The sequence below is a fragment of the Methylorubrum extorquens genome (genome assembly GCF_024169925.1).
GTDB lineage: Bacteria > Pseudomonadota > Alphaproteobacteria > Rhizobiales > Beijerinckiaceae > Methylobacterium > Methylobacterium extorquens_A.
In genome coordinates, this window is sequence record NZ_JALJXF010000001.1 from 609210 (window position 1) to 625826 (window position 16617).

The following is a 16617-nucleotide window of genomic DNA, read 5'->3' on the forward strand; positions in this document are numbered from 1 at the left end:
CCCCGCTCGCCGCCCGAGGGCTGCGACACTCACAATGCAGCCGGCGTGCCAACTCATTCCCTGCTAGAAACCGGCGGCAGCACCCGGCTGCGACCGCTGTTTGCCGCTGACGCAAGCATCACTGCCTATGAACGATGCAGCGGCCACGCTGCCTCAAACGACGGCAGCGCCGCGATCCACCACGCGGACTACGCTGCGGCCGCTGCCGCGCTTCTCCACCCGGATCTGCACGGCGATGCGTTCCATCATTCCGGCAACGTGGGTGATGACACCGACCTTGCGGCCGCGGCCCTGAAGCGTTTCGAGCGCGTCGACGGCAAGGTCGAGGGTTTCGGCGTCGAGAGAGCCGAAGCCCTCGTCGATGAACAGCGTATCGACGAAGGACTGTCGCCCTTCCAGGCCGGACAGAGCTAGTGCCAGCGCCAGCGAGACGAGGAAGCGCTCACCGCCCGACAGGCTGCGGGTCGCCCGGCGCTCGTCGCCCATGTCGCGATCGACAACGTGCAGGGCGAGGTCGGCGCCGACGCTGCGGGCGAGGCGGTAGCGCGGGCTCAGGGCCCGAAGCTGATCGTTGGCGAGATGCACGAGGTGATCGAGGGTCACCCCCTGCGCGAAGCGGCGGAAGCGGTCGCCGCCCGCCGAGCCGATGGCCTCCTCGACCCGGTGCCACGTCGTCAGCTCGGCCGTCGCGGCCTCGATCTCCCCCGCGAGGTCGGCGGCCTTGGCGCGGGCCGCCTCGTCCCGCCGCAGCTCCGCATCGAGGGCGCCGAGGCGTTGCTGCGCCTGTGCCATGGCCTCGGCGAGGCGGGCCACCTCGGCCTCAGCGGCGACGACGTCGATCCCGGCCTCGCTGTCCAGGGCCTGGACATCCGCTCGGCGGGTGGCGAGGGCGGTCCGCGTCTCGGCCGCCTCACGCGCCAGCCGGTCGAGACCGGCGCGCAGCGCGTCGCGGGTCTCGGCGGGTACGGCGAGCAGCGCGGCCACCGCCTCGCGCCCGCGCTCGCCGCAGGCCTGCACGAAGGCCGCCTCGGCCGCGCTTTGGCGGGTGGCGGCGCGCTCCGAGGCCGCGATGGCACCGGCCTCGTCGGTGACGGCACCCGTCAACGCGCGGGCGGCCTCGGCGCAAGCCGTCTGCGCGGCCTGAAGGGCTTCGCGGGCGGCGCGGCGCTCGTTGTTGAGCCGGGTGCGGTGGGGGCCGGTCGGTTCGCCGCCAAGAAGGCCGGCGCGTTCCCCGCGGGCCTGAACGAGGCGGGCCTGCCGTTCCTCGGCCTCGGCGCGCGCCTTCACGGCCGCACGCGTCTCGGCCTCCCGCAAGGATGCGGCGGCGGCCCGTTCGGGCGCCAGGGCGCCGAGCTGCGCTTCCAGGCCGGCATGCCCGGTCCGTAAGGCCGTGTAAGCCCGCCCGAGCGTCGTGACCCGCTCGGCACACATCTCCGGGGCACGGTCGAGATCACCCAGGCTCAGATCGGCGGCGCTTAGGGCGGGCGCGATCTCATCCGCCAGCTCCGCGACGCGCTGGAGGAGGGCGGCCCGCGCGCTCTCCGCGCGCTCGGCCGCGAGCCCGGCCTCGGTCCGGCGCCGGGTGAGGGCATCGAGCGCGCGGGCTTCCGCTTCGGACCGCGCCTCCGCCGCGTCGCGCTCGCGGATCAGGCCGTCGATCTCGCCGCGCAGCGTCCGCGCTGTGGCAAGCCGGTGCAGCGTGGCATCGCGTTCGGCTCGGGCGGTCGTCCCAGCCGCGGCCAGCGCTGGCGCATCGGGCCCCGGCGGCAGGACGGCCGCGAGCCCGGCGGCTTCGAGCAAGGCTAGGACACCGGGAAGCGTGGCGCGATAGCGGGCGGCGGCGGCCGCCGCTGCCTCGGCCGCAGCGGCGGCGCGCTCCTGGGCGTCGTCGCGCCGGCCCTCCGCCGCCGCGAGATCGCCGCGGGCGCGGTCATGGGCCGCTTGGTGCTCGGCGATCCGCGCGTCGAGTTCTGTGCGGCGGGCCCGCATCTCCTCGGCGAGCCGACCGAGCGCACCATCGGATTCGTGGGCGTGGGGATGGTCGGCGCTGCCGCAGACAGGGCAGGGCCCACCGGCGACCAGCAGGCTGCGCAGCCGAGCGGCTTCGCGCGAGACGCTCTCCTCGGCGAGTTCGGCCAGGGGCGCGATCTCGGCGCGGCGAACTCCGGCCTCGTGCAACGCTTGGTCTTCCACCGCGTAGCGCGCGGCAGCCTCGGCCGCGACCAGACCGGCTTCCGCTTCGGCCTCCGTGGCGGCGGCGCGGTCGGCGAGCGCCGTGCCGTGGCGCCCGGCCAGGGCATAGGCCTCGCGCAGGCCATCGAGCAGACCTTCGAGAGCGGCGCTGCGCGCCTGCGCGGCGGGCTCGGCGAGCGCAGCGAGCGCCGCTTCACGTTCCGCGCGCGCGCCGGCCAAGGCCTCGCGGCGGGCGCGGAACGCGGCGAGCCGGGCAGCGCCGGCTTCCGTCTCGCCGTCGCAGCCGGCGATCTCGGCCCGCCGCGCCGCGCCTTCCTGTCCGGCCGCCGCCGCCTGCGCGTCGAGCCGCGCCCGCTCGCGGATGCGCCGGGCGAAGTCGCCGCCGCGTTCGGCCAGCGGCGCATGGCGGCTGTCGGCGTCGAGTTGGCGGGCCGCGGCGTCGCGAGCCGCCCGCGCCTCGTCGAGCCGGCGCTCGATTGCCGTCAGTGCCGCCGCCGCCGCTGCCGCCGCCTCGTCCGATCGGAGAGCGCCCTGTGCCGCACCGGCCGCTTCCTGCTCGGCGATGGTGATGGTCGCGTCGAGCGCGGCGGCCCGGTCCCAGAGGGGGCCGAAGCTCTTGAAGACGGCCTCCGCCGCCTCGTCCGCCGCATTCGCCTCCGCCCGCTTGCCCTCGACGGCTTCAGCGGCGGCCTGCGCGGCTCGGACACGGGCACCGGACGCCTCGACCCGCGCCTGCGCCTCGCCGTGCTCGCGGGCGGTCTCGCCCAGGGCCTCGGCCCGTCCGCGCAGCGGCTCGACCGCGTCGAGTTCGGCGAGCCGGTCCCGGTCCGGTCCGGCTGCGTCCAGGCTTTCACCCGCCGACGCGGCGCGGCGTTCGGCCTCCGCGAGTGCCGCGCGCGCGGCCGCGATCCGGCGGGCCGTTTCGAGGATGCGGCCGATTGCTGCCTGCTCTTCGCGCCACGCCTCGACCCCGGCGCGCAACGCCTCGCGCTCGATACTGCGGCTCGACACCCCCTCCGCATCGAGCAGGCCGATTTCGCCGCGGCGGACCTCCAGCGCCTCGACCGCGCGGCGGTGCGCCTCGTAGCCGAGATGCACCCGCTTCGAGATCTCGGAATAGATTGCCGTGCCGGTGATCTTCTCCAGAAGCTCGGCCCGCTCGCCCTCGGCGGCGAGAAGGAAGGCGTCGAACTCGCCCTGCGCCAGCAGCACCGTGCGGCGGAACTGATCGAAGGTCAGGTCGGTCAGCGCGACCACCCGGTCGAGCACCTGCGTCTTGCCCGCGGCGACAGCACTGCCGTCGTCGAGCCGGTGCAGGCGCCGCCGCTCCGCCTGAAGCTTCCCGGTCGCCCGGTTGCGGGCGCGAAACGCCTCCCAGCCAACGCGGTAGGCCACGCCGTCCTGGCCGATGAAATCGACCTCGGCGTAGCCCGAGCCCGCGCCCCGGCGCAGGATCGCTCGCCCGTCGCTGGCGCTCAGCGCTTCGCCGCCGGGATCGGGCACGTCCTCGCGGCGGGTCACGGCGACGCGGGGATAGCGGCCGTAGAGGGCGAGACAGAGTGCGTCGAGGATGGTGGACTTGCCCGCGCCGGTCTCGCCGGTGATGGCGAACAGGCCGGTCGCACCGAGCGGCTCGGCCGCGAGATCCACCGCGAAGGGTGCCGCGAGGCTCGCGAGGTTCTCGCCGCGGATCGCGAGGATGCGCATGTGCTAAAGCCTCAGGCGTCCGCTCGTGCGCGGTGGAACACGTCGAGATGGGCAGGCTCGGGCTCCTCGTCCCACTTGGCGCGGTAGGCGAGACGGAACAGCTCCTCCGGGTCGCGCTCGGACAAGCGCGGCGGTGGCGCCTCCGATTCCACGATCTCGATCGCGGCCCGCGGCGGCACCGTCACTCGCACATCGACCACGCGGACCGGAAAGCTCTCGGCGATGCGGTCCACCTCGGCGCGGTAGCCCGGCAGCAGACCCTCGCGGGCGAGCCGGACCTGGATGTAGGGCCGCGCGTCCATCGGCAGATCGGGAGCAAGCGCCAGGGCGGCGAGATGGTCGCCAAGATCGGCCAGCGGCATGTCGCCCGATGCCGGGAGACGCAGGAACGGCACGGGGCGCGGGATCTCGATATGTTCGATCTCCGCCGCGCCCGCGCCGAGCGTCACCAGGGTGACCCCGTGGCGGTAGGGCTGCTCGGCCGCCGAGAGCGGCATCAGCGAGCCGCAATAGCGCACCTGTCCCCGGCCCAGCGCCTGCGCCCGGTGGAGATGACCGAGCGCCACGTAGCGCGCCTCCTCCGGAAACACGTCGGACGGCACGGCATGCTCGCCGCCGACGAGGATGCGCCGCTCCGCGCCCTCCGATTCGAGGCCGCCCGCCACGTGGAGATGGCCGGTGACGAGGAGCGGCAGGCCGGCGAGCCGCGGCCGGGCCGCTTCGAAGAGCTGGCCGTAGAGGTCGCGCACCGCCCGCACGATCGGCGAAGTCTCGCCGATGCGGGGCTGCTGGCCAAGTGACGCTTCCCGACCAAGTGACGAGAGCGGCGGCAGGCAGGCGGCGGTGGGATAGGAGACCGCGAGCACCTGTGCGGCCACATCGCCGTTGGCCGAGCGGACCGGCACGAGGTGCCGGTCGAGATCGATCGCGCCGTCGCGGCGGCGGACATTGCCGACGACGTGGACCCCAATCGCTTCAAGCAGTGGGCGCGGCGCTTCGAGCCGCCCGGCGGCATCGTGGTTGCCGGCGGTGATGACGATGGTCATGGCCGGCCGCGCCGCGTGGAGGCGGGCCATCAAGGTGTAGAACCGCGCCTGCGACTCGCCGGACGGGTTCTGGCTGTCGAACACGTCGCCGGCCACGACAAGGGCATCGACCTCGCGTTCCACGACGATGCTCTCGAGGTAGCCGAACACCGCGTCGTGCTCGCGCTCGCGGGAGAAGCCGCGCAGGGTCTGGCCGATATGCCAATCACCCGTATGGAGAACGCGGATCACTGAGGACGCCACTCACCGGGGCCGCGACCGTCGCCGCCTCCGGCGGTTTGTAGCGGGTTAGCCCGCCGGCTTCGAGAGCGTCCCGGCCGCAGGCCCGGATCTCTTGTGAGTCGCGGTCAACTGGATCAGTGGCAGACGGTGACCGTCTTCACGATCCAGCCCTCGTCCGCCTGCCAGAGCTTGCGCCGCACGCGGTTGCAGTTGGCGGCTTCGGCGGCGGTCCAGGCGGTCTGCGGCGCGAGCGGCTGCGGCTTTGCCGCTGACTGCGCGACGGCCGTCCCCGTCGGGCGTGAGGGCGCGGCCTTGCAAGCGGCCAGGGCTTCGCCGGGCAGCATCAGGCCGAGGCAGAGCAATCCGAACGAGGAGCGGAGGAGGGAGGCGCGCAAGGGAAGGGGTCCGTGGTCGGGCCGAACGGCTACGCTGGATCTAGAGACCGGGCCGGCCAATGCAATTGCCGCCGTCCTCAATTCGCCCCGGAATCCGCACCTTTTTTACGAAATCGTTAAAGCCCTTCATTCCGCGCATGGCGGACGTGCGTGTAACCTTTCGGACACAATGTTCGCACACTTGCCGGTGCAGGAGCCGTGACGGTTGCGTTCGGCCCTGACGCCCGGCCGCTTCCTTGCTAGGGAGCAAGCGGGGCAGTTCAGCCGGCCCGGATGATCGTGACCGTTTCCCCGTATTCCGGAGACGTTTCCCGGCCCGGCCACTTCGATCGAGCGATCCATGTCAGTTCAGAACCGCCGTAAGCTTCTTCTCGGAGCCGTGACGAGCCTCGGGCTCGCGACCCTGCCGGGTCACGTCCTCGCCCAAAGTTTCGACGGGTTCGACGACGACCGTCTCTATCAGGACGGCAACGGCCAGCTCTACCGCCGCCGTGGCGGGCAGTACGTTCCCTATAACGGCCGGGTCAGCAACGGGCGGCCGGTGCCCGAGACGCAGACGGACCTCGACGCCGAGGCCTATGCCCGTCGCCGGGCCGAGCGCATGGGCGAGCCGCCCGCCGCCGAGGCGCCGAACCAGACGCCGCGCCAGCAGCAGGCCGGTTATCCGGTGCCGCCGCAGGAGCCCGATAACGGCCCGATCGACTACACGCGGGCCTACGCGGCGCTCGCCAACGAGCCCTTCCCGGTCCAGGCGATTCCTTACAAGAAGTTCAACCCGATCTACCTGCGCCAGGAGGTCGAGTTCCGCACCAACGAGGCGCCGGGCACCATCGTGGTCGATCCCAAGGCGCATTTCCTCTACCTCATCCTGCCGAACGGCCGGGCACGGCGCTACGGCGTTGGCGTGGGCAAGCAGGGCTTCTCGTGGTCGGGCAGCGCCACCGTCAACTCGAAGCAGGCCTGGCCGGATTGGTATCCGCCCAAGGAGATGATCGCTCGCAGGCCGGACCTCGCCCGCGAGGTCGACAAGTTGCAGAGCGGTCTCGGCGTGCCCGGCGGCAGCCGCAACCCGCTCGGCGCCCGCGCCATGTATCTCTGGCAGAACAACAAGGACACGCTGTTCCGCATCCACGGCACGCTGGAGCCGCACTCCATCGGCAAGAGCGTGTCCTCGGGCTGCATCCGCATGATCAATCAGGACGCCATCGACCTGTTCAACCGTGTCGAAGTCGGCGCGAAGGTGGTGGTGCTCGGCTGATCCCGCGATAGTTTCCTCGCACGGGGGCCCGTCTCCGAACGGCGGGCGCCGGACACGAGGAAACATCATGGTCGATCTGATCCCGCGCGCGCATCTCTTCGGCAACCCGACGCGCTACGGCCATCAGATCAGCCCCGACGGACGCCGCCTCGGCTGGGTGGCGCCGCATGAGGGCGTTCTCAACATCTGGTCGGCACCGATCGACGATCTCGATGCGGCCGCGCCCGTCACGACCGACCGCCGCCGCGGCATCGACGCCTATGCCTTCGCCTATGACGGGCGCCACCTCCTCTACGTGCAGGACGCGGACGGCGACGAGAACCACCACCTCTACGCCGTCGATCTCGAAACGGGCGAGCGGCGCGACCTGACGCCGATCCCCGGCATCGCCGCGGCGATCGTCGGCCTCAGCCGCATCGTGCGCGACCGCGTGCTCGTAGCGATCAACGACCGCGACGCGCGCTTCCACGACCTGCACAGCGTCGATCTCGCTACCGGCGAGCGCCGCTTGGTGGCTGAAAATCCGGGCTTCGCCGGCTTCCTGATCGACGAGCGCTACACGGTGCGCTTCGCCTTCCGCAACCTTCCGGACGGTTCGAGCCAGTTGATCGCCCCCGACGGCGCGAAATGGAAGCCGTGGCTCACCTTCCCGCCCGAGGATGCCCGCGTCTCCGGCGCGGAGAACCTCGACGCGGCCGGCACCGCCCTGTTCTGCCGCGACAGCCGCGGGCGCAACACCGCGGCGCTCACCCGCATCGATCTCGCCACCGGTGAGACCCGCGTGCTCGCCGCGCACGAGGAGGCGGATATCGGCGCGGTGCTGCAGGATGCCGAGACGCACGAGCCGGTGGCCTACTCGGTCACTCATGCCCGCAAATCCTGGCACGTGCTCGACCCGCGCTTCACCGACGACTTCGCCTTCCTCGAAACACAGGGGCTCGGCGACTGGTACCCGGCAAGCCGCACCGAGGACGATTCGCTCTGGATCGTGGTGGCCCGCGCCGACACCCGCGTCGGCGAGGCTGCGATCTACGATCGGCGGGCGAAGAGCCTGCGCTCGCTCGGCAGCGCCCGTCCGGAGCTGGAGGGTGCGCCGCTCGCCCCGATGAGCCCGGCGATCATCCGCTCCCGCGACGGCCTCGATCTCGTCTCGTATCTGACCCGCCCGCTCGATGCGCAGGGCCCCGGCCCGCTCGTGCTGCTCGTCCATGGCGGCCCGTGGGCGCGCGACAGCTTCGGCTTCGACGGCATCCATCAATGGCTGGCCAACCGCGGCTATGCCGCGCTCAGCGTCAACTTCCGCTCCTCGACCGGCTTCGGGAAAGCCTTCCTCAATGCGGGTGACCGCGAATGGGGCCGGCGGATGGACGACGACCTCAGCGATGCCGTCGCCTGGGCCGTGGCGCAGGGTGTGGCCGATCCCGCTCGCGTGGCGATCATGGGCGGCAGCTACGGCGGCTATGCCACGCTGATGGCGCTGACCCGCAACCCGGGATCCTACGCCTGCGGCATCGACCTCGTCGGCCCGGCCAACCTCGAAACCCTGGTGCGGACGATCCCGCCCTACTGGGAGGCGATGCGGGCGCAACTCCATCGCGCCATCGGCGATCCCGACACCGAGGAGGGCATGGCCCTCATCCGCGAGCGCTCCCCGGTCTACTTTGCCGACCGGATCAAGGCGCCGCTGCTGATCGTGCAGGGCGCCAACGATCCGCGGGTGAAGCAGGCCGAATCCGACCAGATGGTCGCCGCGATGGAGCGGGGCGGCATCCCGGTGACCTACCTGCTGTTCCTGGACGAGGGCCACGGCCTCGTGCGCCCGGCCAACCGGCTCGCCTTCTTCGCGCGTGCGGAAGACTTCTTGGCGCGCCATCTCGGGGGGCGCTGCGAGCCGATCCAAGCGAACGAATCAGCGGGAACGTCGATGCAGGTGGTGCGGGAGGGATAGTTGCGCCTCCCGATCGTATGGCCACGCCGGCGGAAATTGCCGGCATGGCCTGTCCTCGCGCGGAGATTTGCGTTCCGTCACGCGTCGAGCGTCTGATCCTCGTCCTCGTCGTCGATGTCCACGAGGAAGACGATGTCGGCCTCGTCCTCGTCGTCCGAGCTGTCGCCTTCCGCTTCATGCTGCGCGTCGGGCTCGAAATCGCCCTCGCCGTCATCGGAGGCGAGCGCGTCTTCGAACTCTTCGATCTCGTCCTCGCTGGCCTTGCGTACGGTCAGATCCGACGTGCCGTTCCAGATCGGCTGGCCGTCGATCGTCATCGTGCGGATGTCTTCCTTGAAGCCGTCGCAGGTGAACAGGTCGCGGGCGGTCGCCTCGTCGCCGTTGATGACCGCGATCGCCTTGCCGTCGATCTCGAGCGTGAACATCGGGACTGTCCTCGAAAGAGGGGAAAGAGCCGCGGGCCGACGGGCGGCTTTGCGCGGGAAACCCGGACCGGACTGGCCGGGTTCGGCGGCGCTTGTAGGACGGCGGAGTCGGATTCGTCGATGGGCCAAAGCCACGCGTTCCCGGCAATCGCCGCAAAGCGAGGTATCACGCCACTGAATTTGCCTCAGGTGCCGCTGCTGCCCCGCGAGACGGCCCGCTTGACGACGGCCTGAACCTCGCGGTTCGACAGGAACAGGTCGTGGTTGAACAGGCCGCCGCCATAATCCGAGGCATCGGCCACGCGCACGCCCAGGGCCTCCAGGCGCTCCCGGTCCGCGGCGCCTGCGCGGACGACGCCGCCCGCGATGGCGCCGGAGAGTTCGAGCGCCCGGTCGTTCGTCGCCGAGATGACGGTGATGCGCTTGGCGTCCGGCCCCAGGCGCTCGACGCCGTTGGCGAACAGGTCGATGTCGATGTCGGGGGCGGCCAGCACCACCGCGCCGATCCGGGCGACCGCCGCCTCGCCGGCCTCGGCCCGCAACATGCGCAGGGTCTCCAGCGTGAGGAGCGTGCCCATCGAGTGAGCGACGATATGGATGCGCCCGCCGCTCGGCGTGGTCGCCACGGTTTTCAGAAGATCCTCGAGGGCGTCGCGGGACCACAGCGCGCTCTCGCGGTCGTAGCCGTAATCGAAGGTCGCCGCGGCCGAGGGCCAGGTGAACAGCGCCGAGGCGCCGTTGAAGCGGATGCCGTCGGAGAGGCGGGCGGCGCTCACCGCGGCGGATTCGAAGCTCTCGCGGTAGCCGTGGACGTAGATCAGCACGTCGCGGCCGAAGGCGGATTGGGCGAAGGCCGCCGCCGCGCCCGACCCCGTGGTGACGTCGCCGACGGAGCGGACGCCCCAATCGCCGCTCACCACCGACGAGACCTTGCCGATCAGCGAGCGGTCCGGCGCAGTCATGCGCGCCTCGGCAAAGCTCAGGCCCCGGCCGCGCTCCGAGCCGAAGAACGGTGCTTTGGGCGGATTGCCGCTGGCCGGGCGACGGGTGGTGGCGATGAGGAGCACCGGGCTCACGTCGAGCGCCGACTGCGTCTCGCCGACGGTGCCGGTGGCAAGCCCATCCATGACGCAGGCCGACAGGGCAGGGGAGAGGCCGGCCACGCCCGCCAAACCCATGAGGCGCAGGAGGGAGCGGCGGGTCGCGTCGGAGGGCTGCATGAGCGGTTTCGAGTCCCCGAAGAATCCCGCTCCGGTGGCAAGCCGGCGCTGGGCTCCCCTCCTTCGCGCACGATCTTGACCGTGGCGGGGCACGATTGGGATTTTGGGCACTCGACGCCCGCGCGACGCCCCGGCATGAAGGGGGCATGAGCGCGACCCTTCCCGACATGGACACACTCCGCGAGCGGCTTCTGGCCGGAGACCGGGCAGCGCTCGCCCGCGCCATCACGCTCGCCGAGTCGCGCCGGGCCGATCATCGGGCGGCGGTGCGCGACCTCATCGACGCGGTGCTGCCGCAGACCGGCCGCGCGATCCGCGTCGGCATTACCGGCGTGCCGGGCGTCGGCAAATCCACCACGATCGACGCCCTGGGTTCGCTCCTGACGGCGGCGGGCCACAAGGTGGCGGTGCTGGCCGTCGATCCGTCCTCGACCCGCACTGGCGGCTCGATCCTCGGCGACAAGACGCGGATGGCGCGGCTGGCCATCGATCGCAACGCCTTCATCCGGCCCTCGCCCTCCTCGGGCACCCTCGGCGGCGTCGCGGCCAAGACCCGCGAGACCATGCTGCTGTGCGAGGCGGCGGGCTTCGACGTCATCCTGGTCGAGACCGTCGGCGTCGGCCAGTCGGAGACGGCGGTGGCCGACCTCACCGACTTCTTCCTCGTGCTGATGCTGCCGGGGGCCGGCGACGAGCTTCAGGGCATCAAGAAGGGCATCCTGGAACTCGCCGACATGATCGCGGTCAACAAGGCCGACGATGGCGACGGCGAGCGCCGGGCGAGTGCCGCCGCCTCCGAGTACCGCGCCGCGCTCCACATCCTGACGCCGCCGTCCGCCACGTGGACGCCGCCGGTGGTCACGATCTCCGGCCTGCACGGCAAGGGCCTCGATTCCCTCTGGAGCCGGATCGAGGATCACCGCGGCAAGCTCACCGCCACCGGCGAGATCGCGGGCAAGCGCCGCGAGCAGGACGTGAAGTGGATGTGGGCGCTCGTCCACGAGCGACTGCACCAGCGCCTCGTCGGCAGCGCGGAAGTGCGCCAAGCCACCGCCGAGGCGGAGCGGGCGGTCGCGGGCGGCGAGCACTCACCCGCTGCCGGCGCCGATGCGATCGCGACCCTGATAGGGTTGTGAGCCGCCTGCTCATCACGGGCTTCGGCCCGTTCCCGACCGTGCCCGACAACCCGAGCGCCCGCCTTGCCCGGCGTCTGGCGGCGTCACCGCATCTGCGCCGCATCCTCGGCCACACGCCGCACTGCCTCGTGCTGGACACGCGCTACGACGCTCTCGACACGGGGCTGGCTCCGGCCCTGGCCAGGGGCCCGCGCGCCGTGCTCATGATCGGGGTTGCCGCGCGCCGCTCCCGCGTCTGTGTCGAGACCCGCGCGGTCAACCGGGTCAGCCGGTTGTTTCCCGATGCGAGCGGGGCGGTGGGGCGTTCCCTCGCGTTCGACCCGGACGGCCCGGCGCAGCGCCGGAGCGCCGCGGCGGCGCAGGTGCGGGTGGCCTTGAGGCGCGCCGGCCTCGATGCCGCCGCCTCGCGCGAGGCCGGACGCTACCTGTGCAACGCTTCGTACTACCAGGTGCTGGCGACGGGGCGGCCGGCTTTGTTCCTGCACATTCCGATGCCGCCGCGCACCCGGCGTCCGAAACCTGGCGGAGGGCGCGACCGGCCCGCGCTCGATCTCTGGGCCGAAGCCTTCATCGAGGCGGCGCGGGTGCTCGCCCTGCGGGGCAGGGCTTTAGAGCCATATCCGACCTGATTGCATCAGGCCGGCGTCTCTCGATCCTTGTTTTGACGCGCATTCTTTCGACGAACCGGTTTCCACTTCGTCGGAATGCGCTCTAGCCGCCAGTCATGCCCATTCGCGCTGGGCGAGCTTCGCCTCGTAGGCGTCGATCGCCGGAGACTTCTGGTCTAGGGTCAGGCCGATCTCGTCGAGGCCGTTGAGCAGGTTGTGCTTGCGGCCCTCGTCGATGTCGAAATGCAGGGTGCCGCCGTCCGGGCCCTTGATGGTCTGCGCGGCGAGATCGATCGTCAGCGTCGCGTTGGCGCCGCGCTCCGCGTCCTGGAACAGCTTCTCTAGATCCTCCGGCGAGACGATGATCGCGAGGATGCCGTTCTTGGCGCAGTTGTTGAAGAAAATGTCGGCAAAGCTCGTGGAGATCACGCAGCGGATGCCGAAATCGGCCAGCGCCCAGGGCGCGTGCTCGCGCGAGGAGCCGCAGCCGAAATTGTCGCCGACGACGAGGGTCTTGGCGTCGCGGTAGGCGGGCTGGTTGAGGACGAAATCGGGATTTTCCGAGCCGTCGTCGTTGTAGCGCATCTCCGAGAACAAGCCCTGGCCGAGCCCGGTACGCTTGATCGTCTTGAGATACTGCTTGGGGATGATGCGGTCGGTGTCGATGTTGATGATCCGCATGGGCGCGGCGACGCCCTCAAGGGTCGTGAACTTTTCCATTTGTCTTCTCGAAATCGTCGTCGGCTGCCGGGTAAAGATCTTCCGGCCTCGGTCCGCCGTTATCTAGCAGTCGAATCGCTTCGCCGGTAGCCGCCCCGTTTCAGCCGGCACCGGGCTTGCCTTTATGATATGATCGTTCGCGAAGGGGGATAGCGAAACCGATGGCCGACACGTCAGACACTTTCAAGAAGGCGCCCAAGCGCAAGCCCGCCAAGGGCAAGAGCGTGAGCGTCTCCCCCGAGATGCGCCAAGCCTATGCCGACCTGATCAAGGAGCGCGAGGAGAAGGAGCAGGCCTATGGCCGCCACCTGCGCAAGGACGAGCCCCGGCGGTAACGGCGCGACGGATCACACTGCCCTGAGCGCCGGCCCGCGCCGGACGAAGCCGACGATGTCTTTGACCGCATCCAGCGTCGGCGCCGCGATCGCCTCGGCCCGGCTCGCGCCGTCCCCGAGAACCGAATCGATATAGGCCGGATCGGCGACGAGCCGCTTCATCTCGGCACTGATCGGCGCCAGCGTCTCGACGGCCAGATCGACCAGAGCCGGCTTGAAGCTGGAGAACTGCGCGCCGCCGAAATCCGCCAGAACTTCGTCGCGGGTGATGCCGCGGAGCGCCGCGAAGATGCCGACGAGGTTGTCGGCCTCCGGTCGGCCGGCCAGACCCGCGACCTCCGACGGAAGGGGCTCCGGATCGGTCTTGGCCTTGCGCACCTTCTGGGCGATGGCGTCGGCGTCGTCGGTGAGCGCGATGCGCGAATACTCGGACGGGTCCGACTTTGACATCTTCTTGGTGCCGTCGCGCAACGACATCACGCGCGCCGCCGGCCCGCCGATCAGCGGTTCGGTGATCGGGAAGAACTGTTCACCGTGACCATGGGCCAGGATCGACCCCGAAAAATCGTTGTTGAACTTCTGCGCGATGTCGCGGGTCAGTTCGAGATGCTGCTTCTGGTCCTCACCCACGGGCACGTGCGTGGCGCGATAGGCGAGGATGTCGGCAGCCATCAGCACGGGGTAATCGTAGAGACCGATGGAGGCGTTCTCCCGGTCCTTGCCGGCCTTGTCCTTGAACTGCGTCATGCGGTTGAGCCAGCCGAGGCGGGCGACGCAGTTGAAGATCCAGGCGAGTTCGGCGTGCTGCGGCACCTGGGACTGATTGAAGACGATGGAGCGCTTCGGATCGATGCCGGCGGCGAGGAAGGCGGCGGTGACCTCGCGGATCTGACCCTTGAGCGCCTGCGGGTCCTGCCACATCGTGATCGCGTGGAGATCGACCACGCAATAGAGGCACTGCGCATCGCGCTCCTGCATCTCGACGAAGCGCTTGATGGCGCCGAGATAATTGCCGAGGTGCAGGTTCCCGGTCGGCTGGACGCCGGAGAACACGAGTTCGGTGAACGCGGCCATCGGCGCGGGTCCCTGGAAAGAAGGTCCGGGCCGAGGCGATCTCGCATCCCGCTTGAAGCGGCGGGTTCTGGCACCCGCAGCGGCGGCCGGTCAAGCAGGATGGGCCGCGCTCGCGTGCCGCCCGTCCGGCGGGCTCATGATCCGCGAGCGATCACGAAGCCCGCGTCGCGTAGGCGTTCATGATCGCGGAGAGCAGGCCGGGGAAACGTACCTCCACTTCCGCGCAGCGCGAGTGGTTGCGCATCTCGACGCCATGGCGCTCGCAGCGGATCAACCCAGCCTCGCGCAGCACCTTGAAGTGGCTGGACAGCGACGATTTCGGGATCACCTGATCGCCGACCGACGAGAGGGCCGAGCAAGCCTCCACGCACCCCGCCTTGGTGATCCGGGCGAAGATGGCCGCCCGGCGCGGGTCGGACAGGGCGTGGAGGATCGCCTCCGGAGGGACGTCCTCGATCGCGGGGTGAAACAGGGGCCTCATGATTTATCCATATGGGGGCTTGAACCCCGCTTCAATAGTTCCGAAATCCCGAACTATGGGATTGCGGCGACCGTATCGGCGCCGGCTCCCGTCGAAGGGTTAGCACAGATGTCGAAGCTTGAAGGCAAGGTCGCGGTCGTGACCGGCGCGTCTAAGGGGATCGGCGCCGCCATCGCGAAGGCACTGGCGAAAGATGGCGCGGCCGTCATCGTCAACTACGCGTCGAGCAAGGTCGGCGCGGATACCGTCGTCGATGCCATCACCGCCACAGGCGGCAGGGCCATCGCAGTCAAGGCGGACGTCTCGCAGGCCGCGCAGGCGCGGGGCTTGGTCGAGGCGGCGGTGCAGCACTTCGGCCGGCTCGACGTGCTGGTGAACAATTCCGGCATCTACGAATTTGCGGCGATCGAAGAGGTGACCGAAGCGCATTACCGCCGCCTCTTCGACGTCAACGTGCTGGGCGTGCTGCTTGCGACTCAGGCGGCTGCGAAACACCTGGAGGAGGGCGGGAGCATCATCAACATCTCGTCTGCCGTCACCGACGTGCAGACGCCGACGAGTGCCGTCTATACCGGAACCAAGGGGGCCTTGAACGCGATCTCGGGCGTCCTGGCCAACGAGCTGGCTCCTCGCAAGATCCGGGTCAACGTCGTCAGCCCCGGCTACGTCGTGACCGAGGGCACCCACACCGCCGGCATCGCCGGTTCGGAGATGGAGGCCGGCTTCGTCGCACAGACGCCGCTCGGCCGATCCGGCCAGCCGGACGATATCGCCGGGGTCGTCGCGTTCCTCGCCTCCGACGATGCCCGCTGGGTAACCGGGGAAGTGATCAACGCCAGCGGCGGCGTTCGCTGAGGCGCAGCGTTTTCGCGCCTGCGCACACTCGCAGTGAGCGCAGGAAAAGACCTTGAAGGAAGCGGGCCGGCCATGTTCCGCCATCGCCGACCTGCGTCCTCGCCGCGTTTTCTGAGGGAGGCAGCTCACGCGTCAGTGGATGTCTCGCGTCGAGAACAGTCTCGCCGCCGGCCCGCTTGATGCTCTCGTCGCACACGGTTTCGCGATGAGCTTGACGTTGGGTTGGGAGAACGGACAACTGCTCTTCAAATTTTGCGCCGTCGGCCGAGAATGGGCGATGCTGCGTGCAGAGAGTGGATCGTGATCCGACTGACGCGCTTCCTCATGGCCGTTTGCCTGATCGCACCGGGAGCGCGGGCCTTTGCAGAGCCGGTGCAGGACGGCCAACTCTGGATCAACACGAGCCTGTTCGGATCCGTCGGCGACGTGGCGTACTTTGCGGAAGTCCAGCCGCGCATCGGCAACGGCATCTCACAGCTCGATCAACTCATTCTTCGCCCGGCGGTCGGTTGGAAGGTCAACGACGCGCTCGTGCTCTACCAGGGTTATGCCTACGTCGAAGACCACGGCATGCCTGACACGGTGCGGACCGAGGATCGCAGCTTTCAGGAGATCAACTGGAAGATCGGTGAAATTACCGGCGTGAAGGTTTCGTCCCGCACCCGTTTCGAGCAGCGGTGGCAATCTGCCGGACGGGATGTGGGGTTCCGGCTGCGCGAAAACGTACGTTTCGCGATGCCCCTGCCGCAGGACTGGGGCGGTGTCTCGGCTGTCGGTTGGACGGAGGTCTTCGTCGCCCTGAACGATACGGATTGGGGTGCGCGAGCCGGCTTCGACCGCATCCGGGCCTTTGTCGGCTTCGAGCTGCCGATCTCTGGGAAATCGACGGTCGAGATCGGCTACCTGAACCAGACGGCCCGAACGCAGGCCGGCGGCACCGAGCTGCATCACATCCTGTCGCTGAATCTCTTCCTACGGTACTGAGCGGCTCCCC

15 protein-coding genes are annotated in these 16617 nt (G+C 70.1%); 7 read left to right on the plus strand and 8 right to left on the minus strand.

Annotated features, from left to right (window positions below):
* Positions 1-153: 153 nt before the first annotated feature.
* The 3 genes from J2W78_RS02985 to J2W78_RS02995 all read right to left on the minus strand — a co-directional run bounded on the left by J2W78_RS02985 (position 154) and on the right by J2W78_RS02995 (position 5563).
* Positions 154-3900, minus strand: coding sequence for an AAA family ATPase (locus tag J2W78_RS02985; protein ID WP_253367930.1), 3747 nt, complete (start codon positions 3898-3900; stop codon positions 154-156).
* Positions 3901-3911: 11 nt separating this feature from the next.
* Positions 3912-5177: an exonuclease SbcCD subunit D gene (locus tag J2W78_RS02990; protein ID WP_253367933.1), complete on the minus strand. Its 1266-nt coding sequence runs from the start codon at positions 5175-5177 to the stop codon at positions 3912-3914.
* Between the two features lie 125 nt (positions 5178-5302).
* Positions 5303-5563, minus strand: a complete 261-nt coding sequence (locus J2W78_RS02995) for a hypothetical protein (protein WP_253367935.1) — start codon at positions 5561-5563, stop codon at positions 5303-5305.
* Positions 5564-5903: 340 nt separating this feature from the next.
* On the opposite strand from J2W78_RS02995, the gene J2W78_RS03000 reads away from it, so the two are divergent.
* Together J2W78_RS03000 and J2W78_RS03005 are read left to right on the plus strand one after the other, a co-directional pair.
* The gene (locus J2W78_RS03000; protein ID WP_253367937.1) at positions 5904-6821 is read left to right on the plus strand and encodes a L,D-transpeptidase; all 918 of its coding nucleotides are present in this window, start codon (positions 5904-5906) and stop codon (positions 6819-6821) included.
* 67 nt (positions 6822-6888) lie between these two features.
* Positions 6889-8769 (plus strand): S9 family peptidase, encoded by a 1881-nt coding sequence (locus J2W78_RS03005; RefSeq protein WP_253367939.1) that lies wholly within the window; start codon positions 6889-6891, stop codon positions 8767-8769.
* A gap of 77 nt (positions 8770-8846) precedes the next feature.
* On the opposite strand, the gene J2W78_RS03010 is transcribed toward J2W78_RS03005, so the two are convergent.
* Positions 8847-9194 (minus strand): hypothetical protein, encoded by a 348-nt coding sequence (locus J2W78_RS03010; protein ID WP_253367942.1) that lies wholly within the window; start codon positions 9192-9194, stop codon positions 8847-8849.
* Positions 9195-9379: 185 nt separating this feature from the next.
* Entirely contained in the window at positions 9380-10414 is a 1035-nt protein-coding gene (locus tag J2W78_RS03015; protein WP_253367944.1) for an alpha/beta hydrolase, read from the minus strand.
* 146 nt (positions 10415-10560) lie between these two features.
* Here J2W78_RS03015 and meaB point away from each other — a divergent pair, with 146 nt between their 5' ends.
* Together meaB and J2W78_RS03025 are read left to right on the plus strand one after the other, a co-directional pair.
* Complete coding sequence (gene meaB / locus J2W78_RS03020) at positions 10561-11550, plus strand: methylmalonyl Co-A mutase-associated GTPase MeaB (RefSeq protein ID WP_253367946.1); 990 nt, start codon at positions 10561-10563, stop codon at positions 11548-11550.
* Positions 11547-12179: a peptidase C15 gene (locus J2W78_RS03025; RefSeq protein ID WP_253367948.1), complete on the plus strand. Its 633-nt coding sequence runs from the start codon at positions 11547-11549 to the stop codon at positions 12177-12179. The genes meaB and J2W78_RS03025 overlap by 4 nt, the downstream gene beginning before the upstream one ends.
* A 93-nt stretch (positions 12180-12272) precedes the next feature.
* Here the strand turns inward: J2W78_RS03025 and leuD are convergent, their stop codons facing one another.
* A complete protein-coding gene (gene leuD / locus J2W78_RS03030; protein WP_253367950.1) occupies positions 12273-12878 on the minus strand; it encodes a 3-isopropylmalate dehydratase small subunit in 606 nt (201 codons plus the stop codon).
* 161 nt (positions 12879-13039) lie between these two features.
* Between leuD and J2W78_RS03035 the strand changes: the two genes are divergently transcribed.
* A complete protein-coding gene (locus tag J2W78_RS03035; protein WP_003597291.1) occupies positions 13040-13213 on the plus strand; it encodes a hypothetical protein in 174 nt (57 codons plus the stop codon).
* Between the two features lie 12 nt (positions 13214-13225).
* On the opposite strand, the gene trpS is transcribed toward J2W78_RS03035, so the two are convergent.
* Positions 13226-14287 carry a tryptophan--tRNA ligase gene (trpS, locus tag J2W78_RS03040; protein WP_253367952.1) on the minus strand — a complete coding sequence of 354 codons (1062 nt, stop codon included), beginning with the start codon at positions 14285-14287 and terminating at the stop codon, positions 13226-13228.
* Positions 14288-14438: 151 nt separating this feature from the next.
* On the minus strand, positions 14439-14768 hold the full coding sequence (locus J2W78_RS03045; RefSeq protein WP_253367954.1) for a winged helix-turn-helix domain-containing protein: 330 nt from the start codon (positions 14766-14768) through the stop codon (positions 14439-14441).
* 108 nt (positions 14769-14876) lie between these two features.
* On the opposite strand from J2W78_RS03045, the gene J2W78_RS03050 reads away from it, so the two are divergent.
* Both J2W78_RS03050 and J2W78_RS03055 read left to right on the plus strand, forming a co-directional pair.
* On the plus strand, positions 14877-15623 hold the full coding sequence (locus J2W78_RS03050; RefSeq protein WP_253367956.1) for a glucose 1-dehydrogenase: 747 nt from the start codon (positions 14877-14879) through the stop codon (positions 15621-15623).
* 300 nt (positions 15624-15923) lie between these two features.
* Complete coding sequence (locus J2W78_RS03055) at positions 15924-16607, plus strand: DUF2490 domain-containing protein (RefSeq protein ID WP_253367958.1); 684 nt, start codon at positions 15924-15926, stop codon at positions 16605-16607.
* The last annotated feature ends 10 nt before the right edge of the window (positions 16608-16617 follow it).

What these genes read in the sequence shown, in the direction of transcription:
- J2W78_RS02985 (WP_253367930.1), bottom strand. Translation starts at nt 3,900, where the DNA reads ATGCGCATCCTCGCGATCCGCGGCGAGAACCTCGCGAGCCTCGCGGCA.
- J2W78_RS03000 (WP_253367937.1), top strand. Translation starts at nt 5,904, where the DNA reads ATGTCAGTTCAGAACCGCCGTAAGCTTCTTCTCGGAGCCGTGACGAGC.
- J2W78_RS03005 (WP_253367939.1), top strand. Translation starts at nt 6,889, where the DNA reads ATGGTCGATCTGATCCCGCGCGCGCATCTCTTCGGCAACCCGACGCGC.
- J2W78_RS03010 (WP_253367942.1), bottom strand. Translation starts at nt 9,194, where the DNA reads ATGTTCACGCTCGAGATCGACGGCAAGGCGATCGCGGTCATCAACGGC.
- J2W78_RS03015 (WP_253367944.1), bottom strand. Translation starts at nt 10,414, where the DNA reads ATGCAGCCCTCCGACGCGACCCGCCGCTCCCTCCTGCGCCTCATGGGT.
- meaB (WP_253367946.1), top strand. Translation starts at nt 10,561, where the DNA reads ATGAGCGCGACCCTTCCCGACATGGACACACTCCGCGAGCGGCTTCTG.
- leuD (WP_253367950.1), bottom strand. Translation starts at nt 12,878, where the DNA reads ATGGAAAAGTTCACGACCCTTGAGGGCGTCGCCGCGCCCATGCGGATC.
- J2W78_RS03035 (WP_003597291.1), top strand. Translation starts at nt 13,040, where the DNA reads ATGGCCGACACGTCAGACACTTTCAAGAAGGCGCCCAAGCGCAAGCCC.
- trpS (WP_253367952.1), bottom strand. Translation starts at nt 14,287, where the DNA reads ATGGCCGCGTTCACCGAACTCGTGTTCTCCGGCGTCCAGCCGACCGGG.
- J2W78_RS03045 (WP_253367954.1), bottom strand. Translation starts at nt 14,768, where the DNA reads ATGAGGCCCCTGTTTCACCCCGCGATCGAGGACGTCCCTCCGGAGGCG.
- J2W78_RS03050 (WP_253367956.1), top strand. Translation starts at nt 14,877, where the DNA reads ATGTCGAAGCTTGAAGGCAAGGTCGCGGTCGTGACCGGCGCGTCTAAG.